Source organism: Cryobacterium tepidiphilum (genome assembly GCF_003716325.1).
In the GTDB taxonomy this organism is placed as follows: domain Bacteria; phylum Actinomycetota; class Actinomycetes; order Actinomycetales; family Microbacteriaceae; genus Cryobacterium; species Cryobacterium tepidiphilum.
This window is the reverse complement of sequence record NZ_RDSR01000003.1, coordinates 129414-150726: the sequence shown is the minus strand read 5'-3', so window position 1 is coordinate 150726 and position 21313 is coordinate 129414. Positions and strand designations below refer to the sequence as shown.

At 66.8% G+C, this 21313-nt stretch carries 19 protein-coding genes; 10 read left to right on the top strand and 9 right to left on the bottom strand.

Annotation, left to right across the window (positions count from 1 at the left end):
• Positions 1-65: 65 nt before the first annotated feature.
• Positions 66-1409: a histidinol dehydrogenase gene (gene hisD, locus EEJ31_RS03050; protein ID WP_123044812.1), complete on the top strand. Its 1344-nt coding sequence runs from the start codon at positions 66-68 to the stop codon at positions 1407-1409.
• Between the two features lie 9 nt (positions 1410-1418).
• Positions 1419-2258: a nitrilase-related carbon-nitrogen hydrolase gene (locus EEJ31_RS03045; RefSeq protein WP_123044811.1), complete on the top strand. Its 840-nt coding sequence runs from the start codon at positions 1419-1421 to the stop codon at positions 2256-2258.
• A gap of 22 nt (positions 2259-2280) precedes the next feature.
• Here the strand turns inward: EEJ31_RS03045 and EEJ31_RS03040 are convergent, their stop codons facing one another.
• The gene (locus tag EEJ31_RS03040) at positions 2281-3891 is read right to left on the bottom strand and encodes an ABC-F family ATP-binding cassette domain-containing protein (RefSeq protein ID WP_123044810.1); all 1611 of its coding nucleotides are present in this window, start codon (positions 3889-3891) and stop codon (positions 2281-2283) included.
• A 276-nt stretch (positions 3892-4167) separates the two neighbouring features.
• Between EEJ31_RS03040 and EEJ31_RS03035 the strand changes: the two genes are divergently transcribed.
• The 4 genes from EEJ31_RS03035 to EEJ31_RS03020 all read left to right on the top strand — a co-directional run bounded on the left by EEJ31_RS03035 (position 4168) and on the right by EEJ31_RS03020 (position 8782).
• Positions 4168-5088 (top strand): VOC family protein, encoded by a 921-nt coding sequence (locus EEJ31_RS03035; RefSeq protein WP_325049330.1) that lies wholly within the window; start codon positions 4168-4170, stop codon positions 5086-5088.
• Positions 5089-5178: 90 nt separating this feature from the next.
• On the top strand, positions 5179-5994 hold the full coding sequence (locus EEJ31_RS03030) for an alpha/beta fold hydrolase (protein WP_233563699.1): 816 nt from the start codon (positions 5179-5181) through the stop codon (positions 5992-5994).
• Complete coding sequence (locus tag EEJ31_RS03025) at positions 5991-7391, top strand: diguanylate cyclase domain-containing protein (protein WP_123044809.1); 1401 nt, start codon at positions 5991-5993, stop codon at positions 7389-7391. The genes EEJ31_RS03030 and EEJ31_RS03025 overlap by 4 nt, the downstream gene beginning before the upstream one ends.
• Before the next feature lie 125 nt (positions 7392-7516).
• Positions 7517-8782 (top strand): MFS transporter, encoded by a 1266-nt coding sequence (locus tag EEJ31_RS03020; RefSeq protein ID WP_123044808.1) that lies wholly within the window; start codon positions 7517-7519, stop codon positions 8780-8782.
• Between the two features lie 105 nt (positions 8783-8887).
• Here EEJ31_RS03020 and EEJ31_RS03015 read toward each other — a convergent pair whose 3' ends face one another.
• Entirely contained in the window at positions 8888-9940 is a 1053-nt protein-coding gene (locus EEJ31_RS03015) for a pirin family protein (protein WP_123044807.1), read from the bottom strand.
• Positions 9941-9957: 17 nt separating this feature from the next.
• A complete protein-coding gene (locus EEJ31_RS03010) occupies positions 9958-10557 on the bottom strand; it encodes an NADPH-dependent FMN reductase (RefSeq protein ID WP_123044806.1) in 600 nt (199 codons plus the stop codon).
• A 239-nt stretch (positions 10558-10796) separates the two neighbouring features.
• Between EEJ31_RS03010 and EEJ31_RS03005 the strand changes: the two genes are divergently transcribed.
• A complete protein-coding gene (locus tag EEJ31_RS03005) occupies positions 10797-11072 on the top strand; it encodes a GlsB/YeaQ/YmgE family stress response membrane protein (RefSeq protein ID WP_123044805.1) in 276 nt (91 codons plus the stop codon).
• Positions 11073-11090: 18 nt separating this feature from the next.
• On the opposite strand, the gene EEJ31_RS03000 is transcribed toward EEJ31_RS03005, so the two are convergent.
• The 6 genes from EEJ31_RS03000 to EEJ31_RS02975 all read right to left on the bottom strand — a co-directional run bounded on the left by EEJ31_RS03000 (position 11091) and on the right by EEJ31_RS02975 (position 17135).
• The gene (locus EEJ31_RS03000; protein ID WP_123044804.1) at positions 11091-11924 is read right to left on the bottom strand and encodes a class I SAM-dependent methyltransferase; all 834 of its coding nucleotides are present in this window, start codon (positions 11922-11924) and stop codon (positions 11091-11093) included.
• Between the two features lie 48 nt (positions 11925-11972).
• Positions 11973-12983: a glycine betaine ABC transporter substrate-binding protein gene (locus EEJ31_RS02995; RefSeq protein WP_123044803.1), complete on the bottom strand. Its 1011-nt coding sequence runs from the start codon at positions 12981-12983 to the stop codon at positions 11973-11975.
• Entirely contained in the window at positions 12983-13762 is a 780-nt protein-coding gene (locus tag EEJ31_RS02990; RefSeq protein ID WP_233563698.1) for an ABC transporter permease, read from the bottom strand. The genes EEJ31_RS02995 and EEJ31_RS02990 overlap by 1 nt, the downstream gene beginning before the upstream one ends.
• Positions 13752-15062 carry an ABC transporter ATP-binding protein gene (locus EEJ31_RS02985; protein WP_407643190.1) on the bottom strand — a complete coding sequence of 437 codons (1311 nt, stop codon included), beginning with the start codon at positions 15060-15062 and terminating at the stop codon, positions 13752-13754. Before EEJ31_RS02985 ends, EEJ31_RS02990 begins: the two co-directional genes overlap by 11 nt.
• Entirely contained in the window at positions 15055-15696 is a 642-nt protein-coding gene (locus EEJ31_RS02980) for an ABC transporter permease (RefSeq protein ID WP_123044802.1), read from the bottom strand. The genes EEJ31_RS02985 and EEJ31_RS02980 overlap by 8 nt, the downstream gene beginning before the upstream one ends.
• A gap of 281 nt (positions 15697-15977) precedes the next feature.
• Positions 15978-17135, bottom strand: a complete 1158-nt coding sequence (locus tag EEJ31_RS02975) for a DUF4185 domain-containing protein (protein WP_123044801.1) — start codon at positions 17133-17135, stop codon at positions 15978-15980.
• Positions 17136-17344: 209 nt separating this feature from the next.
• Here EEJ31_RS02975 and EEJ31_RS02970 point away from each other — a divergent pair, with 209 nt between their 5' ends.
• The 3 genes from EEJ31_RS02970 (at position 17345) to EEJ31_RS02960 (ending at position 21221) form a co-directional block, all read left to right on the top strand.
• Positions 17345-18379 carry a LacI family DNA-binding transcriptional regulator gene (locus EEJ31_RS02970; protein WP_233563697.1) on the top strand — a complete coding sequence of 345 codons (1035 nt, stop codon included), beginning with the start codon at positions 17345-17347 and terminating at the stop codon, positions 18377-18379.
• A gap of 96 nt (positions 18380-18475) precedes the next feature.
• Positions 18476-19438, top strand: a complete 963-nt coding sequence (locus EEJ31_RS02965) for an ROK family protein (RefSeq protein WP_123044800.1) — start codon at positions 18476-18478, stop codon at positions 19436-19438.
• Entirely contained in the window at positions 19425-21221 is a 1797-nt protein-coding gene (locus EEJ31_RS02960) for a class I mannose-6-phosphate isomerase (RefSeq protein ID WP_123044799.1), read from the top strand. Before EEJ31_RS02965 ends, EEJ31_RS02960 begins: the two co-directional genes overlap by 14 nt.
• The last annotated feature ends 92 nt before the right edge of the window (positions 21222-21313 follow it).

Genomic DNA, 21313 nt, shown 5'->3' with positions numbered 1-21313 from the left:
TCCTATGACTCACATAGGAAGCATCGGTCTTGCCGAGGGAAGCGACGGCGACATAAGCTCGCGCCATGCTCTTTACTCCCAACCTTCTGAACCGACTCTCCGGCTCGTACCGGCACCTGAAAGTGCCGGCCGTCAGTGCCCCGGCCGCCCAGCGAGACCCCGCCGTTGTCGAGACGGTGAGCAGGATGCTTCTCGACATCGAGAGACGCGGCATGGACGCGGTTCTCGACTACGCGAAGAAGCTCGACGGCTGGGCAGGTGGCGACATCGAACTGGGCGGTTCACGTATCGCTTCCAGCGGCGACCGTCTTGCTCCTGACCTCCGCGAAGCCATCGAACTAGGCGCTGCTCGTACCCGGGCGTTCGCGCTTGAACAGCGCTCGCATCTCCAGGATTTCGAGGTGGAGCTCATCCCGGGACTGGTAACCGGCGCCCGATACGTTCCCGTGTCCCGGGTGGGCGCCTACCTGCCTGCCGGCCGGTTCCCCCTCACGGCCAGTGCATTCATGACCGTCGGTGTCGCCAAAGCTGCCGGTGTTCCGACTGTCATCGCATGCAGCCCTCCGCAGCCAAGCGGGGGAGCCAATGATGCCGTGACGTATGCGGCTCATGTTTCCGGAGTGGACCGCGTCTTTGTGGTTGGCGGCGTGCAGGCGCTCGCGGCGATGGCGTTCGGGCTGCTCGGTGAGCTTCCCGTCGACATGCTGGTCGGCGCGGGCAACGCATACGTTGCGGAAGCCAAGCGACAGCTTTTCGGGGTGGCGGCCATCGACCTGCTTGCGGGCCCCTCCGAGGTCGCCGTCATCGCCGACGAATCTGCCGACCCGGAACTCGTGGCCGCCGATCTGCTCGGACAGGCCGAACATGGGCCCAACTCCCCGGCGGCACTCGTCACGACGTCGGAGGCACTGGGCAGGGACGTCCTTGTCGCCGTTGAGGAGCAGCTCAGCACTCTTCCGACGGCCTCGATCGCAGGCGCTGCCTGGCGTGACTTCGGCTCGGTCACCGTCGCAGCCGACCGCGCGACGGCGGTCGCCCTGATGGATGACCTTGCCCCCGAGCACCTTGAGGTGCAGACGACCGACGACGACTGGTACCACCAGGAGCTTCGGAACTACGGCTCCATCTTCCTCGGCCGCTGGAGCACCGTCGCCTATTCAGACAAGGGCATGGCGGGAACGAACCACGTGCTTCCGACGGCTGGCGGTGCAAAGCACAGCGCGGGCCTCTCCGTCTCCCGCTTCCTGAAGCCCCTCACCTACCAGCGGATAGCGGAGGACGCCACTCCCCAGCTGGCCCACGCCGTACAGGTCATCTCCGACTCCGAAGGCATGGCGGCCCACAGTGCCACGGCGACCATGCGGCTGGACCGCCTCTCGGCGGCTCCACTGGCTGGGATCGCGTCGTAGGCTCCTGCCATGGTCGTGAACGGTGTGGCTGAGGGCGATCCCGAGGGAGAGGAGCGCTCCATCCGTGTGCGGGCGGAGCAACTCTCGCCTCGCATCGGTGAGTTGGCACACAACCTCGACCTCATTGAACGGGCAATCGTCGCAGCGGTAGCGGACGGGGTGCAACTTCTCGTCCTGCCCGAACTGTCGACAAGCGGGTACTACCTGCGCGACAAGGCAGAAGCGCTGTCGGTCGCCCTGTCCGCTGACGATCCCGTCCTCGATCGATGGGCGTCGCTGCTGCCGGCGGATGCAGTTGTCGTGGTCGGGTTCTGTGAGAACGCCGCTGGCGTGCTGTACAACAGCGCCGTCGTCGTCGATGCGGGCGGCGTTATCGCCGTCTATCGGAAGACCCACTTGTGGGATGCGGAACAGAACCTCTTCGTCCCGGGTCCGGATCGGCCCCCGGTGGTCGAGACGGGCCTCGGGCGCCTCGGTGTGTTGATCTGCTATGACCTCGAGTTCCCCGAGATGCCGCGTTCGCTCGCGCTCCGCGGGGCCGACATCCTCGTCGTTCCGACGAATTGGCCCCTCGTCCCGCGTCCAGACGGGGAGCGGCCGCCAGAAGTCGTGCAAGCGATGGCCGCTTCCCGGTCGTCGGCGATACCCATCGTCTGCTGCGATCGGTCCGGCAGCGAACGCGGCAATGTCTGGACGCAAGGGACGAGCATCATCGCGGACGGGTGGCCGGTCGGTTCGACCGACGCCCAGGGCCGGGTGGACGCGACGATCGCGATCCCACGATCGCGCACTCGTATCGGCCCCCTCAACGACGTGCTGTCGGACCGTCGACCGGACTTGTACTTCTAAGTAGCGGTCGGCCGATTGCCCGCTACACGGGCAAGCCGGGCACGTCGTCGAGGGTGCCGTCGCTACCGAGCTCGAGCACCACATCGAGTCCCAGCCGAGTCAGGAACGCATAATCGTGGCTGACCACCAGGAGCGCACCCCGGTAGTCCCGAAGCGCATCGACGAGCTGGTTCACGGTGCGGATGTCGAGATTGTTGGTGGGTTCGTCGAAGACCAGCAGCTGCGCGGGCGGTTCGGCGAGCAGCAGCCGGGCCAGGCAGACGCGGAACCGCTGGCCGCCGGAGAGCGTGGACACGGGCCGCTCGACGGAGTCGCCGCGCAGCAGCAGGCGGGCCAGCTGGTTGCGGATCTCGCCGGTTGTCATGCCGGATGCGACGGCGTGGATGTTGCCGACGGCGCTCGCGTGCTCGTCGAGACCGTCGAGGCGCTGGGGGAGGTAGCCCACATGGTCGACGAAGAGTCGGCCGCCCACGCGGCCGCCGGGCGACTCCCGCCGGAGACGCAGGTCCTCGAGCAGGGTCGTCTTTCCAACGCCGTTCGCGCCGACGAGCGCCACGCGTTCGGGTCCCTGGATGACGACGGTGCGGTTCGTCCCGCGCAGCTCCGCGATGCGCCGGCTGCGCGGCACCTCCGGGTCGGGGAGCGTGAGGTGGATGGCCTCATCGTCGCGCACCCGGGCGTCGGCCGCGTCGAGGGCCGCCTGTGCGGCATCCGTTCTTGCGTCCAGGCTGGTGCGCATCGAACCAGCGGACGCCTGCGCCTTCCGCGCGAGATTCCCTGCCACGATCCGCGGTATCCCGCCGCTGAGTTGCGCCTTGCGACCGGTGCGCTCGCGCCGGGCGAGCTTCGCCTCCGCCTCGATGCGCTGCCGTTTCTCGGCCTTCAGGGTCTGCTCGGCCGTGCGCGCCGCCTGCACGGCCGCCCCCTGCTCCAGCTCGAGGTGCTCCTGCCACGCACTGTACGGGCCGCCGAACAGGGTGAGGCGTCCGGAATGGAGTTCGGCGGTCTGGTCCATGCGGTCGAGCAGCTCGGTGTCGTGGCTGACGATCACGAGGGTGCCGGGCCACGACGCCACGAGACCGGCCAACTTCTCCCGCGCCTCACGCGCGAGGTTGTTGGTGGGTTCATCGAGCAGGGTGATCGGGCTGCGACGGATGCGAAGCCCCGCGATGGCGATCAGCATCGCCTCGCCGCCGGAGAGCTCCCCGACTCGGCGGTCGAGCTCACCGGCACCGAACCCGATCTCGCCGAGGGCCTCGTCGACCCGGGTCTCGATTTCCCAGTCGTCGCCCACCGCGTCGAAGTGACGGGCGTCGACGTCGCCGGACTCGATCGCCCGCAGCGCGGCGAGCGTGCCGCTGATCCCGAGGAGATCGGCGACGGACGCGTCCCGCTCAAGGGTGATCGTCTGTGGCAGGTACCCGACGTCGCCCGTGGTGACCACGTGGCCGGAGGTCGGGGTGAGGAGGCCGGCGACGAGGCGGAGCAGGGTGCTCTTGCCGGCGCCGTTGTCGCCGACGAGGCCCGTTCGTCCTTGGTTGAGGCTGCCGGAGAGGTGCTCAAGGGCCACGGTGCCGTCGGCCCACTCAAAGGAGACGTCATTGAACGTGATGGTTGATCTGGTGGAGGACATGCTTCTTCCTGTGCCCGAGCGGGCGGTCATCGTAAGTGGGTGCGACCCGAACCATCGCAGCCCCGATGGATGACACCGCACGGATGGATGACCGGGCGTCGGAGAGCGCACCAGCTGAGAGCTGAAGGGCGCGCGGGGAGCGGAACGGGCCGCCGTCGGAACAGCGGCTAGAGTCTGTCGGCCTCGATGAGCATGCGTCCATTCTAGAGGCCGCGGCGGACGCGAATCCAGGTCGAAATCCTTGCCAGCCGACCCCCACCGGATCGTAAACTGGCTGTGGCAACGGTGCCTACCCGGGAGTTCATCATGCAGACGATCACGCCCAACCTCTGGTTCAACGGTGACGCAGCTGAAGCGGCTGAGTTCTATGCCGATGCGTTCCCGCACGGACGCGTGGTGTCGACCGTGCATTACCCGACCGAGAACCTGCCCGACTTCCAGAAGGAGATGGCAGGCAAGCCACTCGCGGTCGACGTCGACCTGGGCGGTCTGGTCATCACCTTGATCAACGCCGGGCCGGAGTTCCCGATAAATCCGGCGATCTCATTCATGCTGAACTTCGATCCATTGGTGGAGGATGACGCCCGGGGGAGCCTCGACCGGCTCTGGGCCGCATTGTCCGCCGGTGGGCAGGAGCTGATGGCGCTGGGGGAATACCCGTTCAGCGCCCGATACGGCTGGGTCCAGGACCGGTACGGGGTGAATTGGCAGCTGATGATGACCAACCCGGGCGGGGAGCAACGCCCGTTCGTCATCCCGAGCCTGATGTTCTGCGGAGCCGCCCAGAATCGCGCGGCGGAGGCCAGAGAGTTCTACACGTCGGTCTTCCCGAGCTCTCGAACCGGAACCGTGGCCGAGTATCCGGAGCAGACCGGCCCGGCTTCGGCAGGCGCGGTCATGTTCTCCGACTTCATGCTCGAGAACCAGTGGTTCGCGGCGATGGACTCGGGAGCCGAACAGGACTTCAGTTTCACCGAGGGTGTGTCCCTCGCCGTGGCCTGTGAGGATCAGGCGGAGATCGACCGGCTCTGGGAGGCCTTGTCGAGCGTGCCGGAGGCGGAGCAGTGCGGCTGGTGCAAGGACCGCTTCGGTGTCAGCTGGCAGATCGTGCCGGCGAACATGGCGGACTTGATGCAACGGCCGGATGCCTACCAGAAGATGCTCGCGATGACCAAGATCGAAATCGATGGGTTCTGATGCGACACGACGCGCCGTATCACAGGTGCGGGCGCCGCTCTGCACGTGTGAAAAGATAACCAGAATGAAGCTCAATTCGGCTGTGTCACGGTGATCGGCGCCGCCGCTGTCGCCGACGTTCTCGAGCGCAACAACGTGACCCAGCTGGGCGATGAGCGTTCGCCCGCCATGGTCTTCGCCCACGGGTACGGCTCCAGCCAGAACATGTGGCGGCTCGTGGCCCCGGACTTCGCCGACGACCACCGCGTCGTGCTGTTCGACCTTGTCGGGTCCGGCGCCTCGGACCTGTCGGCGTACGACCGATCCAAGTACGACTCACTGCACGGCTACGCGGCCGACCTGCTCGAGATCATCCGCGAGTTGGATCTTTGCGACGTCGTCTATGTCGGCCATTCCGTCAGTGCGATGATCGGCGTGCTCGCGGCGATCGAAGAACCCGATCGGTTCAAGGCGCTTATTCTCGTGGGAGCCTCTCCCCGGTACGTCAATGACGGCGACTATCCCGGCGGCTTCGAGGCGGAGGACATCGATGCGCTCCTGGACGCCCTTGACGCCAACTACCTCAGCTGGGCCGAGACGATGTCGCCCGTCTTCATGGGCAACGCCGATCGTCCGGAACTCACGCAGGAACTCAACGACAGCTTCGCGCAGACCGACAACGCGGTCGCACGCCACTTCGCGCGAGTCACCTTCCTCTCCGACATGCGCCACCATCTCCGTGAGGTGACGACGCCCACCCTGATCCTGCAGTCCACCGACGACGTCGTTGCTCCGGTCGCTGTCGGGGAGTACATTCGCGCGCAGATCCCCGGCAGCGAACTGGCGGTGCTCGACGCCGGCGGACACTACGCCCACCTGTCGAGCCCCGAGGAGCTTCTCGGCCACATCCGTCGCTTCCTGGCATGAACGAAGACCGGTGGCGCGACCTGTTCCATCGGGCGCCGTGCGGACTGCTGTCCATGACGGTCGATGGCGCGGTGAACTCTGTCAACGACACGTTCCTGGAACTCATCGGCAGTCGGCACGAACACATCGTCGACACCTACTTCATGGAACATCTCAGCAACGGCAGCAAGCTCTTCTTCGAAACCCGCTTCATGCCGCTTCTGCGGCTTCACGGCCAGGTGCGGGAGATGGCCCTCGAGCTGGTGCGCCCTGACGGGTCGAAGCTCGCGGTGTTCGTCAATTCGACGCTGGTGACAACGGATGCGTCGTCCATCGTCCACACGGCCGTGTTCGACGCGACGGCGAGACAGGATTACGAGCGTGACCTGCTCGAGGCCCGCAGGAGCGCAGACCGCTCGCTGGCCCGTTTGAAAGTGCTCGAGGGCGCCGCCCGGGTGTTCGCGTCCGCCATGACCGAGGAGGACCTCGGGGCAGGACTGGCCGCCGCGGCCCAATCGGCAACGGATGCGACGAACACGAGCGTTCTCCTGGTGCGGAATCCCGGCGAGCTTGAGCTCGTGGCCGGCGAGCACCCGGTCGCCGCTCGCATCGACCTGGCCGGCCTGTGCCCGGAAGCCGAAGCGGTCCGTGCTGCGGACGCCGTGGTCTGTGCGTCTCCGGTCGCCATCCGTCGCCGGTTCCCGGCCGCGGTGGACGCCCTGTTCGACGCCAAGGTCGAGTCGTTGTGCGTCGTTCCCCTGGTCGAGGACGAGGCCGTCAGGGGTGTGCTCGTGTGCCACTTCGGCCGCACGCGCACCCTCGACGACAGCGTGCGCAAGCTCCTCACTGCGCTGTGCGACCAGGCATCCGCTGTGCTGCAACGGATCAGGCTGCAGCAGCAGGTCCGGCACCAGTCGCTGCACGACGTCCTGACCGGCCTGCCCAACCGTTCCGCCCTCCAATCCCGACTCGAGCAGGTCCTCAGCGGGAGCGTGAGACATGGCCGGCCGATCGCCGTGATCTTCGTCGACCTCGACGGGTTCAAGGCGATCAACGATTCACTCGGGCACCAGTACGGCGATCAGGTGCTGCGGCAGATCAGCGACCGGTTGTCGCGCGTCGTTCGTGCCGAGGAGACCGTGGGGCGGCTGGGCGGCGACGAGTTCCTCATCATCTGCGAAGACATCGACGAGGACGATGCCCGGGCCATCGCCGACCGGGCGCGCGAGGACATCGCGCAGCCGCTGGAGGGCATGGGCTCGTCGTTCCCGCTGTCGGCGAGCGTCGGAATCTGCGTGTACCGGCCCTCGGAGGGGAATGCGCCGGTGACGGGCGACCAACTGGTGCGGCTCGCCGACAATGCGATGTACGAATCCAAACGCGCTGGAAAAGACCGCTCCACGGTCGTGCTCGCGTAGACTGGCGGTGACGCAGCCACACGGCGTCACCGCATTCATCAGATTCGTGTATCTACCGGCTGCCGGCCTCGCCGGCGGACCACGGCGGCACCCAACCCCCGCGCTCGCGGACGTGCACAGAGGTCATGACCGGAAACAATGCAGCCACCCCCAGCCTTCTGCGGCTGGCGGGCTTCCCCTACTTCCTGATCGCGTTCATCGCCAGGCTGCCGTTCGCGATGATGGTCGTCGGCGTGCTCACTCTCGTGGTGGCCGCGCGCGGATCGATCTCCCTCGGCGGGCTCACCTCCGCCGCGGTCGGCCTCGGCACCGCCTGCTTCGGCCCGCTGCTCGGCGCGGCATCCGACCGGTTCGGCCAGCGCGTCGTGCTCCTTGTGGTCGCCACGGCCAACGGGCTCCTGCTGGCCGCGTTCGCGTGGGTGTCCTACAGCGGCCTGCCCGACCTCGCCCTGCTCGCGACGGCGTACCTGATCGGAGCCACCGCACCGCAGGTGGCGCCGCTGTCGCGCTCCCGGCTGGTGTCTCTCATCCGTCATCGGCTCGCCGCCGACCGGCACCAACGCGTGCTCAACTCGACCATGGCGTACGAGTCTGCCGCTGACGAGACCGTGTTCATCATCGGGCCGTTCATCGTCGGCCTGCTCGCCTCGGTCATCGCCCCGTGGGCGCCGCTTGTGGGCGCGGCGATCTTCACGCTCGTGTTCGTCACGGCGTTCGCGCTGCACCCGTCCGGCCGTGCGACCCGGCCCGGTTCCGGCCGAACGGATGCCGTCGCTCCGGTCCGCGAATTGTTCCGGCCCGCGCTCGTCGTGGTCGTCGTCGGCATCCTGGGTGTTGGCCTGTTCTTCGGCGCCATGCTCACCTCGCTCACCTCGTTCATGGCCGATCGGGGCGCGCCCGAGGAGGCCGGGCTGCTCTACGGGGTGATGGGCATCGGCTCTGCCGGCTTCGCCCTCGGCGTTGCCCTGTTCCCGGAACGGTTCACGCGTGCGGCGCGCTGGCTGGTTTTCACCACCGTGATCCTCATTGGCGCCCTCTCGCTGCTGTTCGTGCACTCCGTGGGTGGCATGATGGCGGCGCTGGCCGTGATGGGTGTCGGCATCGGCCCGACACTCGTCACCCAGTACAGCTTCGCGGCGGATCGCAGCCCGGCGGGGCGCTCGGCGACCGTCATGACGATCCTCGGGTCCGCCGTGATCGTCGGGCAGTCGATCGGCGCCGCCGTCACCGGCGAAGTTGCCCAGCGCTTCGGAACGGAGGCGGCGTTGCTGCTCCCGATCATCGCCGCGGCCATCACCCTCCTCGCCGGGCTCGCCAACGCGCTGATCGGTCGCCGTCTGAGGGCGACGCGCGAACGCGATCGTGAAAGGGAAGCGCCGCTGAGCGTGTGACCGCTACGCCCGGGACACGGCAGCGGGGAGCTCGGGGCGCAGCGATCACCTCGTCGCCGTCGAGGAAATCATGGCGCCGGCGGTCGGGATTGTTCCGAACGCTGATCAGCGCTTGTTTTTCGGAGGCCCTCCGAACGCCGAATCCGCGCCTCGGGGGCGAAGCCGCACGCTGGGCATGACCGGCGCCGGGATCGGCGAGGGCTGGCCCTCGGGATACGGGCCGAAACGCCCGCGACGTGCGCGGCCATCGTCGGTCACGCCGGCGGATGCGGAGGCCGGCTCCAGACCGATCTCCGCCTGCCATTCGGCTCGGTAGGCCACCACCTCCTCGTGGCTGCGCCCGACGAAGTTCCACCACATCACGATCTGCTCATTCAGCGGTTCCCCGCCGATCAGGATCAGCCGCACCCGGTCGGGTCCGGCCTCGAGCGCGAGTGACCGTTGCCCGACAGGCAGGTACGCGAGATGGCCGGGCGGCACGGCTGACCCGTTGAGCCCCAGGTCTCCGCTGTCCAGCAGCACGCCGTGCTCGAAGGCCGGGTCCAGCTCGAGGCGCAACCGGGCACCCGGCTCGAGGATCGCCTCGGCGGCCACGAGCGGCGGCGTGTACGTCTGAACCGGCGAGGTGGAGCCGGCCAGCGAGCCGAGGAAGACGCGCAGCGCCGTTCCCTCGCCGAGGACCGGCTCGGGGGCGTAGTGCTCGAAGGCCGGGGGCATGTGGCGTGTCGCATCCGGCAGGGCATACCAGAGCTGCACACCGTGCAGGATGGTCGTGTCGGACGTGGAGAACTCCTGGTGGGAGATCCCCCGACCGGCGATCATGAGGTTGACCTCGCCGGGCCGCACCAGTGCCGCCGTTCCCGTCGAGTCGCGGTGGGCGATCCCGCCGGTGAACAACAGGCTCACGGTGGCCAGCCCGGTGTGCGGATGCCGGGCCACCCGCATGCCGCCGGACTCCGAGACCCGGTCGGGGCCGTAGTGGTCCAGGAAGCACCATGCGCCGATGAGGCTCCGCTCGCGCTGGGGCAGGGTGCGCCGGACGGTCATCGCGCGCAGCCCGCCCAGCGGCACGTCGCGAGGAGCGAGCAACTCGGCGACGGGTGCGGGAACGCTCTCCGCGCAAAGGATCTCAGCCGGATCCACGTCCAGGTTCGTCATGATTCTGGCCGCACGCCCTACTTCCGGGAGTCCGGGTGGTCGTCGCCGATGTGCCCGGGGCCGACCGAGAGCACCCGCTCGACGAACGCTCCGTACTCGTCCATGTAGTGCCGCAGGAACGCCTCCGTTGCCTCGTCTTTCACCTCGCCGTTCGGTCCGTAGGCATCAGGGTCGAACCGGATGTATGCTTCCGGCGCATTCAGTTGCGGGGCGTCGAGGAAGCTCAGCACGCCGCGCATGGACGACTGCATGACGGCCGTGCCGATGCCGCCGGGAGAGGCGCCGATGATCCCCGTCGGCTTCCGCGCGAATGAGTTGGTCCCCCACGGCCGGGATCCCCAGTCGATGGCGTTCTTCAAACCGCCGGGGATGGACCGGTTGTATTCAGGCGACACGATGAGGATGCCGTCGGAGGCCTCGATCGCATCCTTCAGTGCTCGCCCGGCCGGCGGGTAGTCGGAGTCGTAGTCCGAGCTGTACAGGGGGAGGTCCCGGATGGGAATCTCCGTGAACTCCAGGTCGTCAGGCGCGACCTTCATCAGCGCCTGGGCGAGGACCCGGTTGATCGAATTGCTGGCGAGGCTCCCGACGAGGTAGCCGATCTTGTAGGTGGCCATATCTGTGCTCCTTCCATGGCAGTGTCTGGTCTACCACGTGGGGGGAGGGAGTGGCCAGCGTGGCTCGCGGCGCCGTATCGGCTTCCGAAGAGGGTGGGTGGAAACGATCGAGACGTGGATGGCGGATCTCGCCGGCCGGTGAGCCGTTGCCGCTTGTGCAATGGCTCGCCCATGGTTAAGTGTGAAACAGGCGACAGCCCATCCGGATGTGTATCCGGTGCTCACTCTAGGAGGACCACATGCTCGGACTCATCATCTCCATGATCATCATCGGCCTGATCGCCGGGTTCATCGCCCGTGCGCTTGTTCCCGGACGGCAGCACATGTCCATCCTCGCGACGATCCTCCTGGGCATCGTCGGGTCGTTCATCGGGGGCCTGCTCGGCTTCCTGATCTTCCAGCACGATGCGCAGGACGGGTTCTTCCAGCCGGCCGGCATCATCGGCTCGATCATCGGTTCCATCATCGCCCTGCTCATCTGGGTGAAGGTTCGGACCAACCGCACGGCTCACTGAGCGGCGGCGGCGCGTCGGTCAGGCCGGCCGACGTGCCGCCCACGCGGACCGGACGACGCGGGTCGTCGCGTCCGACGACCCGAGGAGCACCTCGAGGTTGCCGTCCGCCAGCAGGTGGTCGAGGGCGGCCGCATCATCGGTGCTGAGCTGCTGGTCGAGCGCCGAGCGGGCGTTGCGCAGGTACGAACCGGCATAGCGCAGGGTGGCCGGCGCCGCTCCGTTCACGTCGATCGTGAATCGGTGCTCCGCCTTGATCTCGAAGCCCGCGGCTTCCAACAGCGGCCGCCAGTCCTGGTGAGCATTCCAGCCCGCCTGCGCCATCGCCTCATGGAGCCGCGACTCCAGCCCGGCGCTGGCCGGGTCGGCGCCCAGGAAGGACGGCTGCGCGTCCATCTCGATGACCGCGAGCAGCCCGCCCGGGGTGAGCGCCGCGAAGACGTCGCGGAACAAGCGGCCCGGGTCCGCCAATTCGTGCACAGACGAGGACGCCCAGGCGATGTCGACGCCGGTCACGTCGGGCCAACGGATGTCGAGGTCGGCCTGCACCGCCCGCACCCGGTCGTCGAGGCCGCGGGAGCGGGCCGACGCCACCACTCGTTGAAGCATGGACGAGGCGGCGTCGATCGCGACCACGTCGGCACCGGGGAAGCGCCTGGCCAGTGCCAGGCTTCCGGTGCCGGTTCCCGCGCCGATGTCGACGACGAGCCGCGGGGCATCCGTCGCATACCGGGCGACCCACGCGGTCACGTCATCGAGGTAGGTGCCGAGGGCCTCGGCGTCGAGATCGAGTAACTCGGCGAGGCCGGAGTCGTGGTGGTGGGCCTGCGGGTCGCCGTCGTGGTGATGCGTCATCGTTCCACGCTAGACCCGCGAGCGATCACTGCCCGCGCTCTCGCTCCATTACGGTCGGCTGATGAACCCCTGCTCGACCATCCAGTTGAACGCGACATCCGCCGGCTCCTTGCCCTCGACATCGACCTGTCCGTTGAGGTCACGCATGACGTCGTTGGTGAGTGCATCGGTGATCGGGGCGAACACGTCGGCGATCTTCGGATACTCCGTCAGCGTCTCGGTGTTCACGTTGACCGCCGCGTTGTACGCGGGGAAGTAGTTCTTGTCGTCCTCGAGCACGGTCAGGTCGAGCGCCTCGATGCGGCCGTCGGTGGTGAACACCTCGCCGAAGTTGCACGCGCCACGGTTGGTCGCCGCATACACGGCGCCGGTGTCGTAGATGCCGATGTTGCTGTTCGGCACACCGCTGCCACGGGGGATGCCGTAGGACTCGAGCATCCCGCTCATTCCGTCGGGCCGTGAATTGAACTCGGCCTCGATGCAGAAGGTGCGCTCCTCCACCGGCAGCTCAGCGATTCCGGAGAGAGTGCTGATGCCGCCCAGGTCCGGCACGGCCTCGCTGCGCACGGCCATGGCGTAGGTGTTGTTCATCTCCGCCGGCGGCAGCCAGGTGATTCCGTTCTTCAGGTCAGCATCGTGCACGGCCTGCCACTGCTTCTGCTCGTCGGCGATGCCCTCTTTCTTACCGAGGTAGACCAGCCACCCGGTGCCGGTGTACTCCCAGCTGACGTCGGCCTGGCCCGAGGTCATGAGCTTTCGCACCGGCTGGCTGCCCGGCACGTTGGCGAGATCGGTGACGTCGAACCCGGCCGCCTGCAGGGCGAGCACGGCGACCTTTTCGAGCACGAGGGCCTCGGTGAAGTTCTTGCCCACGACGGTGATCGGTTGGCCCTCGGCCGTGGGGATCTCCTGGATGGAGCCGGGACCCGCGGCCGGCACGAAGGCGGTGGCGGGCTTCAGACCGCAGCCGGTGAGCGCCACAGCGGATGCCGCGAGCATGGCGGTCGCGAAAATCCCGCGAAGCGCCTTCCGGTGTCTGACGGTGGTCGTTGTTCGCATCACAGTCCCCTCGGCCGGGCCAGGTGCTCGGCGATTCGGCCGAGCAGGTCGATGAGCAGGGCAAGCAGAGCCACGATCACGGCACCGGCCACCAGAACGCTCGTCAGTCCCAGGTTCACCCCGGTGGTGATCAGGATTCCGAGGCCGCCGCCGTTGATGAAGGTCGCGAGGGCGGCGGTGCCCACGAGCAGCACGAGGGCGGTGCGGATGCCGGAGAGCATGATGGGCACCGCCAGCGGAAGTTCCACGCGGAAGAGGACGGCCGTCGAACTCATCCCCATTCCCCGGCCGGCTTCCACCAGTCGGGCGTCAACCTGGTCGAGGCCGATCATGGTGTTCCGCAGCACGGGGAGCAGCGCGTACAGCACGAGGGCGACCACCGCGGCCTGGAATCCGAATCCCAGCCAGAAGGCCAGGAGCACCACCAGCCCGATCGCCGGGGCCGACTGGCCGATGTTCGCGATGACGAGCACCGGACCGGTGAGGAACCGCAGCGGTCGGCGGGTGAGCAGAATACCGAGGGGCAGTCCGATCACCAGGACGATGACGGCCGCCACGAACGTGAGCGCGAGGTGTTCGCCGATGTAGCGGAACAGCGACGCCGGGTGCAGGGTGGCCCGTTCCGTCGGCGACAGGTCGGCGACCATCAGCCACACCGCGAGGGCGATGCCGACGACGGCGATGCCGGCGAATTGGCCGCCGATGCGCCGCCAGCTGCGCCGGTTTTCGAGGGTGGCGGCATCCGGTGTCTCGGTCTGGGCCATGGCCTCAGCGGTCATCGCCGGCTCCGGTGTCGGAGGAGCGGGCCAGTGCCGCGCTGGGTGCGGTGTCGACGCCGTGTGGCTGTGGAACGGTGTCGATGGCCGACGTGTTGGTGCCGATCGGCGCATCGGGGGCGGGCGCCTCGACGGCAGCCGCCCGAGCGGCGCTGATCGCGTCGGTCACGACACTGACGTCGACGACGCCGAGCAGCGTGTCGCGGCGACCGACGACGAGGGCGGCGCCCACGGCAGAGGCAAGCATGGTGTCGAGCGCGTCATGCAGCGTTGCGCGGATGCCCACGACCGGCAGGTCGTCGTCGATCCGGTTGTCAACCGTCGCGGTGCGCTGCAACTGCCGGCGGCTGAGCCATTGGGTGGGCCGATTGCGATCGTCGACGACGACCACGTTGTCGTGCCCCGCGGCGTCCAGCCGGGAGAGAACCGCACTGGATGCTTCGCCGGCCTGCGCCGTGATCACGTCGCCGAGGGTCACCTCGTTCACCCTGGTGAGGGTGAGCTGCTTGAGGCCCGCGCCGGAACCGATGAAGTCCTCGACGAATTCGTTGGCCGGGTCCGCGAGGATGCGTTCCGGGGTGTCGTACTGCACGAGGCGGGCGCCCTCGGAGAAGATGGCGATCCAGTCACCGAGCTTGACCGCTTCGTCGAAGTCGTGCGTGACGAACACGATCGTCTTCTGCACGTCGTCCTGGATGCGCAGCAGCTCGTCCTGCAGACGCTGCCGGGTGATCGGGTCGACGGCGCCGAACGGTTCGTCCATCAGCAGCACGGGTGGGTCAGCGGCAAGGGCCCGGGCGACGCCCACGCGCTGCTGCTGGCCGCCGGAGAGCTGCTTGGGATACCGGCGGCGGTAGAGCTTGGGGTCGAGGGAGACCAGCTCCAGGAGCTCGTCGACCCGCGCCGAGATGCGCTTCTTGTCCCAGCCGAGCATCTTCGGCACCATGGCGATATTCGCCTCGACCGTCATGTGCGGGAACAGGCCGCCGGCCTGGATGACGTAGCCGATGCGGCGGCGCAGCTGGTCGCCGTCGATGTCGGTCACGTCGTCGTCCCCGAGCATGATCCGGCCTTTGGTCGGTTCGATCAGCCGGTTGATCATTTTGAGTGTCGTCGTCTTGCCGCACCCCGACGGGCCGACGAAGGCGACGATCTTGCCGGCCGGCACTTCGAGGGTGAGGCCGTTGACGGCAGGGGCGGCCTGTCCGCGATAGTTCTTCTCGACGGCCTCGAGGAGGATGCGCACCCCGTGGGTGCTTCCCTCGGTGGTGGTGCCGGGAGTGCTGTTCAGGATGTCAGACACGGATACCTCGCGATGTGGTCAGACGGCCGAGGCCGAGCAGTAACAGGTCCAGGATGATGGCCAGGATGACCACCGCGACAACCCCGGTGACGACGGAGTTGAAGGAGTTCGCACCGCCGAGCCGGGAGAGGCCGGAGAAGATGAAGCCGCCGAGACCCGGCCCCAGCGCATACGCGGCGACTGCCGCGACGCCCATGATCATCTGCGCCGAGATGCGGATGCCGGCGAGGATCACCGGCCAGGCGAGCGGCAGCTCGACTTTGAGCAGGATGCCGGCCCGGCTCATGCCGATGCCCCTGGCCGACTCGACCAGCGCCGGGTCGATGCTGGTGAGGCCGACGACTGCGTTACGCAGGATCGGCAGCGCGGCGAAGAACGTGAGCACGATGACGGCCGGGGTGACGCCGAAACCGAAGGGCACGATGAGGATGCCGATCAAGGCGAACGAGGGGATCGTCAAGCCGACGGCGCTGACGTTGTCCGCGACGCCGCGCAGCCATCCGGTGCGGTAGACGAGCACTGCCAGGCCGACCGCGATGACAGCAGCGAGGATGAGGCACTGCACGACAACGGAGAAGTGCTGCCAGCTGGAGAACAGGATGCGGTCGAGCGAACCTTCAAGATAATCGCCCATACACGTCCCCTACTCCATCGATCACATTCACACCGGTTACGAAAACGTTCAGAAGGGCCGAGGCAAATGTCGGCCGCGCCCTATGTTAGCGAGAGGTGCGCGGCCGTCAAGCGGAGGGGTGCATCCGAGAATGTGTTACGCGCGCGAGGCGAAGAATGATCCGACCACGCCGGACGGGCCCATTTCGCCGTGTCGCGGCACGGCTTGCACGAGGGGACCGGAAGGTGGCGATATCCGGTACCGCGATAGTGCCACCTTCCAGTGCCCCCTCTGTCCTGTGGTTAGGAGCAGTTCGGAATGACTGCCGAGACGTCGATGTAGCGCGGCCGGTAATTGTCGACATTGGTGTAGACGTCGCTGGTGTCGAAGCTGTTGACGTTGTAGGTCACGAGCAGCGTGTGACCGTTCCCCAGTTCCGGATGCGCCTTGGCGTTGTAGGTAAAGACGTTTCCGCTCGTCTCCGGTGTCGTGTACAGGACGGTCTTGTCCTCGAACGGACCCTCGAGGGAGGAACTGCGGTACATGACGACCTTGGCGCTCAGGATCTCTGTGGTGTCGCCGGTGACCAGCGTGTAACGTCCCTGGAATTTCGACACGCTGAACTCGTTGGAAACACCCTCGAGAATCCGCTTCGATGCACTGGCGTCGTGGACCCACCCGGTGTCGCTCAGGTACTCCCAGGTGCCGCTCGTCATGGCGCCGGCGCGCACCCGCGCCAGATGGGCGTATTTCTGAGCCCCCAGGTCTTCGACACCGTACACATACGTGTATCCGCCGTCTTCATAGATCGCCGAGCCCCAATTGACGGTGCTGGCAGGCAGTTCCGTCACGCCTTCGAACGCCATGTCGTCGGTTGCGAACGACGCGATGGCAGACCCGACGAATGCGAAGTCGAACACCCCGTTTCCGGTGCGCTCAAACTCGAGAAGCATGACCCTGAGGTGGCTGCCCTCCACAGTCGCGTCACCGAACCAGTACCAGTCCTGGTTCTCATCGCCGCCGGCGACTTTCAATAGGGATTCAGGCGTCTCCGGAGTGCCGCCGGTGTAGGTCGTGAGGACCCCATGGTCATCGATGATGATCGAGTTGTGGAGGAAGGGGGAGGTGACTGGTCGCGACTTGTCAGCATTGACTGCGCCCATGAAGGTGTCGGAGTAGATCCAGGCGATCCTTCCCCCCGGAAGTCTGACGCTGTAGGCAGAGTCTGCGCCGGTCCAGCGGCCGCCGGTGTCACCGTACTCGCCGATCTCCCGCGTGAGTTCGCGGTCCACGCTCGCGGAGATGCGGGCGTCACAGGTCTTCACCGGTGCGCTCTGACTGGATGCGCCCTCGGTCGCCATCGCCGGCGCGGTTCCCGAAACGGCGATGGCCGCCCCCACTCCCACGGCGACGAGCGCACCTCGGACGCGCTTGTTCTTTCGATCAATCTGTCTGATCATGCCTAGTTCTCGCTCTCCATTGAGTGTCACGGTGACGAGTCGCCAATGCTCAGCCAGCACGTGGCGTCGACGGCCAGCGCGACATGTTAACGTTACCAATTGGGGAGAGTAACACCCTGGGCGGCGCGATGTACAGGCTCGCCGTCTGGTGCTCCAGGCAGTAGTAGCGTGAGACCCACGAGGGGTCCCGAGACGGAGGAAATGTCGTCATGACGAGTTCGATGGCGCCGGGCACCCGACAACCCACAATCAAAGAGGTCGCGGCCTCGGCCGGCGTCAGCCCGATGACCGTCTCACGCACACTTGCAGGCGGCGTGAACGTTCGGCCCGACTTGCAGGCGAAGGTACTGGCCGCGGTGAAGGAGCTGGGCTACTTCCGAAACGAGAACGCGCGTAGCCTTCGCCCCGGGCAGGCAAGCGGACTGATCGGAGTCGCGATCACCAACCTGGGGAACCCCTACTACGGCAACTTCGCCTTGGGCGTGGAGGAGGTGGCCGCGAAGCATGGAAAGCGCATCGTGCTGGGCAACACCGGCGAGGACTGCGGACGGGAAGCGCAGCTCGTTGCGGATTTCATCGGTCGCCAGGTGGAGGGACTTGTGGTGGTGCCCTCCGGTGGCGCGGCGGAGCACTTGAGAGCCGACAGGTTGGGAGACACCCCGATTGTGCTGGCCTCCCGCCAGGTTGCGGGACTGGACGTGGACACGGTTCTGCTCGATGACGTGGGAGGCGCATACCAAGGCACACTTAGTCTTCTGGAGTCTGGCCATACGCGAATCGGCTTCCTGGGAAATGTCCCGTCGGTATCCACGGGGCAGCGCAGGTACATCGGGTACGAGAAGGCTCTCGCAGAACGGGGGATCTCACCCGACGCGCGGCTGATTCAGCGGGACCAGCAAGACGTTGAAGCAGCACGGTCAGCCATGGAGCGACTCCTCGACCTTCCCGATGCGCCGACCGCGATTTTCAGCGCGAACAATCGCAACACCATCGGCGCGCTGAAAGAGATCGGCCGGCGCATCCGGTCGGGTGCGGGTGCAACGGGCTTTCCTGCGATTGTGAGCTTCGACAGTTTCGAGCTGTCAGAGATGATGCCGGTGCCGGTCACCGTCATCGACAGCGATGCGCGCCAGCTTGGACGGGAGGCTGCGGAACTTCTGTTTGCCCGGTTGCAGGCGGCAGACTCGCACGGACCATCCCGGATGATCGAGTTGCCGGTCACGGTGAGTATGGCCGATCGTTGAGCGGGTGGCCCTACTCCGACCGGGCACAGGTATGGTAACGTTACCAATACCGACGGGATAGGCCGGGACGCTACCGCGCTGACGAGGGGACGTGCCATGACGCAACTGTGCATCGACTTCGGCGGAACCAATATCAAGCTCGGTCTCTGGAACAACGGCTCCGTCGTGGCTTCCGAGGAGTTTCGCGTCTCCGGAACGACTCGTGACCTCGCGACGGTCGAGCGTCGCTCACGGGCACTCTGCGCAGGTGCAGCCGTTACGGGAGTCGGTATCGCCGTCCCCGGCGTGGTTGATCGCCGGGCGGGCAGGCTCGTCAGGGCCCACGGCAAGTACGAGTACCTCGACGGCGTCGATCTGAAAGCGTGGGGCGAAGCACAGTTCGGCGCATCCGTAGCCCTGGAGAACGATGCCCGCGCGGCCCTGATCGGAGAGACCGCATACGGGTGTGCTGCGGGCGAGAAGGACGCCGTCATGGTGACCCTGGGAACGGGGATAGGCACGGCGGCGATCATCGACGGCGTGGTCCTTCGTGGTGCCCACGATCATGCCGGCATCCTCGGGGGCCACCTCACCGTGGACGTCGACGGCCCGCGATGCAGCTGCGGAAACATCGGCTGCGCGGAAGCGCTGGCCAGCACCTGGGCGATTGGCGGCCTGCTGGGCGAGCTGCTGGCCCATGGCGAGCACGCCGGCCGCGACGCGGACGAGCCGATCGGGATGAAAGAGATCATCGAGGCTGCGCTCGCTCCCGACCCGGATGCCGTCGCCGGCCGGGTACTCGATCGCTTCTGCCGGGTGTGGGGCGCGGTCATCGTCGGCCTCTGCCACGCCTACGACCCCGACGTCGTCATCGTCTCCGGCGGCATCATGCGCGCGGGAGACCTCCTCCTGCCCCGGTTCCAGGAGTACGCCGACGCGTATCTGTGGTCGTCGTCGTACCGTCCCCGTTTCGTCACACCCGAACGCCCTGACCTGTCTGTTCTGCGCGGCCTCGCCGCCATTGCCGGGGCGACCGAAGCGTCGTCCCGAACTGTAAGGAGTACCTGTGGTCCCGAATGATTCCCGCTCACCCGCCTCGTCGTACGTGAAGCAGCCGACGATCCCGCTCCTGCCGGGCGCCCGAGTGTTCCAGGGATCCAAGGCATGGGCCGAGGTGCACGCGGTGGCCGCGGCCCGAGCCGCAGGCGAGTTCCCGGTCATCGTCGTCGATACGTACCCCGGCGTCGACGTCCCGGCCCTGCGGTCGGTACTCGTCGACGCGCTCCCGGAATATGCCATCGTCGACGTGGAGGACGAAGCGGCGCTGCCGATCGAGCGGGTCGACGCCTTGATCGAGCAGAATCTGACGGATGACCGCGTCTTCGGGGTGATGAGCCACGCGAGGATCGATGAGTTCTACAGCCCCCAGAAACTCGAACTCGTGGCCCGCCGTCTGGAGCGGCGAACAGCGCCGACGATTCTCCTCGGATGGGGCGCCGCACTCGCGGCCCCGGAGCGCCATGCCCTCGTGCTGGTCGACATGTCGCGTTGGGAGATTCAGCTGCGGATGCGCGCCGGCGCGCCGAATTGGCGCTCCCATAACGCGGACGAGGACGTGCTCCGCAAGTACAAACGCGGCTTCTTCGTCGAGTGGCGCGTGGCGGACCGCCACAAGCGGAACCTCTTCGAGGAGATCGACTTCGTCGTTGACGGGAACGCGAATGGTTCTGCGGCGGGAATGATCACCGGTGATGCGTTCCGGAAGGCGCTCGAGGCGGCCACGACGGGCCCGTTGCGCGTCGTCCCGTTCTTCGATCCCGGGGTCTGGGGCGGCCAGTGGATGAAAGAGAAGCTGAATCTCGATCCCTCCAAACAGAATTACGCCTGGTGCTTCGACTGTGTTCCGGAAGAGAACTCGTTGCTCCTGGAAGCGGACGACGGACTTGTCGAGGTTCCAGCCATGGATCTCGTGCTCATGAGGCCGAAAGAACTGCTTGGCGAGAAGACGTTCGCTCGTTTCGGCGCGGAGTTCCCGATCCGCTTCGACTTCCTGGACACGATGGGAGGGGGGAATCTCTCGTTGCAGGTGCACCCGCTCACGGGGTACATCCAGGATGTCTTCGGCATGCACTACACGCAGGACGAGAGTTACTACTTGCTCGAAGCGTCGGAGGACGCGGTCGTTTACCTGGGACTCAAGACCGGTGTCGACCCGGATGCCATGATGTCAGACCTGCGGGCGGCCACGACCGACACTGCGCGCCCGTTCCCGGCGGAGAAGTACGTCAACATGATCCCGGCGAAGAAGCACGACCATTTCGCCATCCCCGCCGGCACCGTCCATTGCTCGGGTAGCAACTCCATGGTTCTCGAGATCTCGGCAACCCCGTTCATCTTCACGTTCAAATTGTGGGATTGGGGGCGGGTGGGTCTCGACGGCGTTCCGCGTCCGGTGCACCTTGAGCACGGCGAAAAAAACATTCAGTGGGACCGCGATACGGAGTGGGTGGAGCGAAACCTGTTGGATCAGGTGCAGCAGATTGCGCGGACACCGGGCGTCGTCGAGGAACGAACGGGTCTCCATGAGCTCGAATTCATCGAGGTGCGACGGCACTGGTTTGTGGACGAGGCCTCGCACGACACCGAGGGCACGGTCAACGTCCTCAACCTCGTGGAGGGAGACGAGGTGGAGGTGGTGAGCCCGACCGGTGCGTTCGCACCGTACGTCGTGCACTATGCGGAGACCTTCATCGTGCCGGCAGCCGTCGGCCCGTACATCATTCGCCGCTCGGCGCAGGCGAGGAGCGAGCGGTTTGCGACGGTCAAGGCGTATGTGCGGGGAACACGGAACAGCGATGACTGATGCTGCCCCGTTTCACGGCGACAACCGAACAGAGAAACGATCGACCCGGCGCGGATCACTTGCCATCGGCGAGCTGAGTTGGTAGCTTGTCG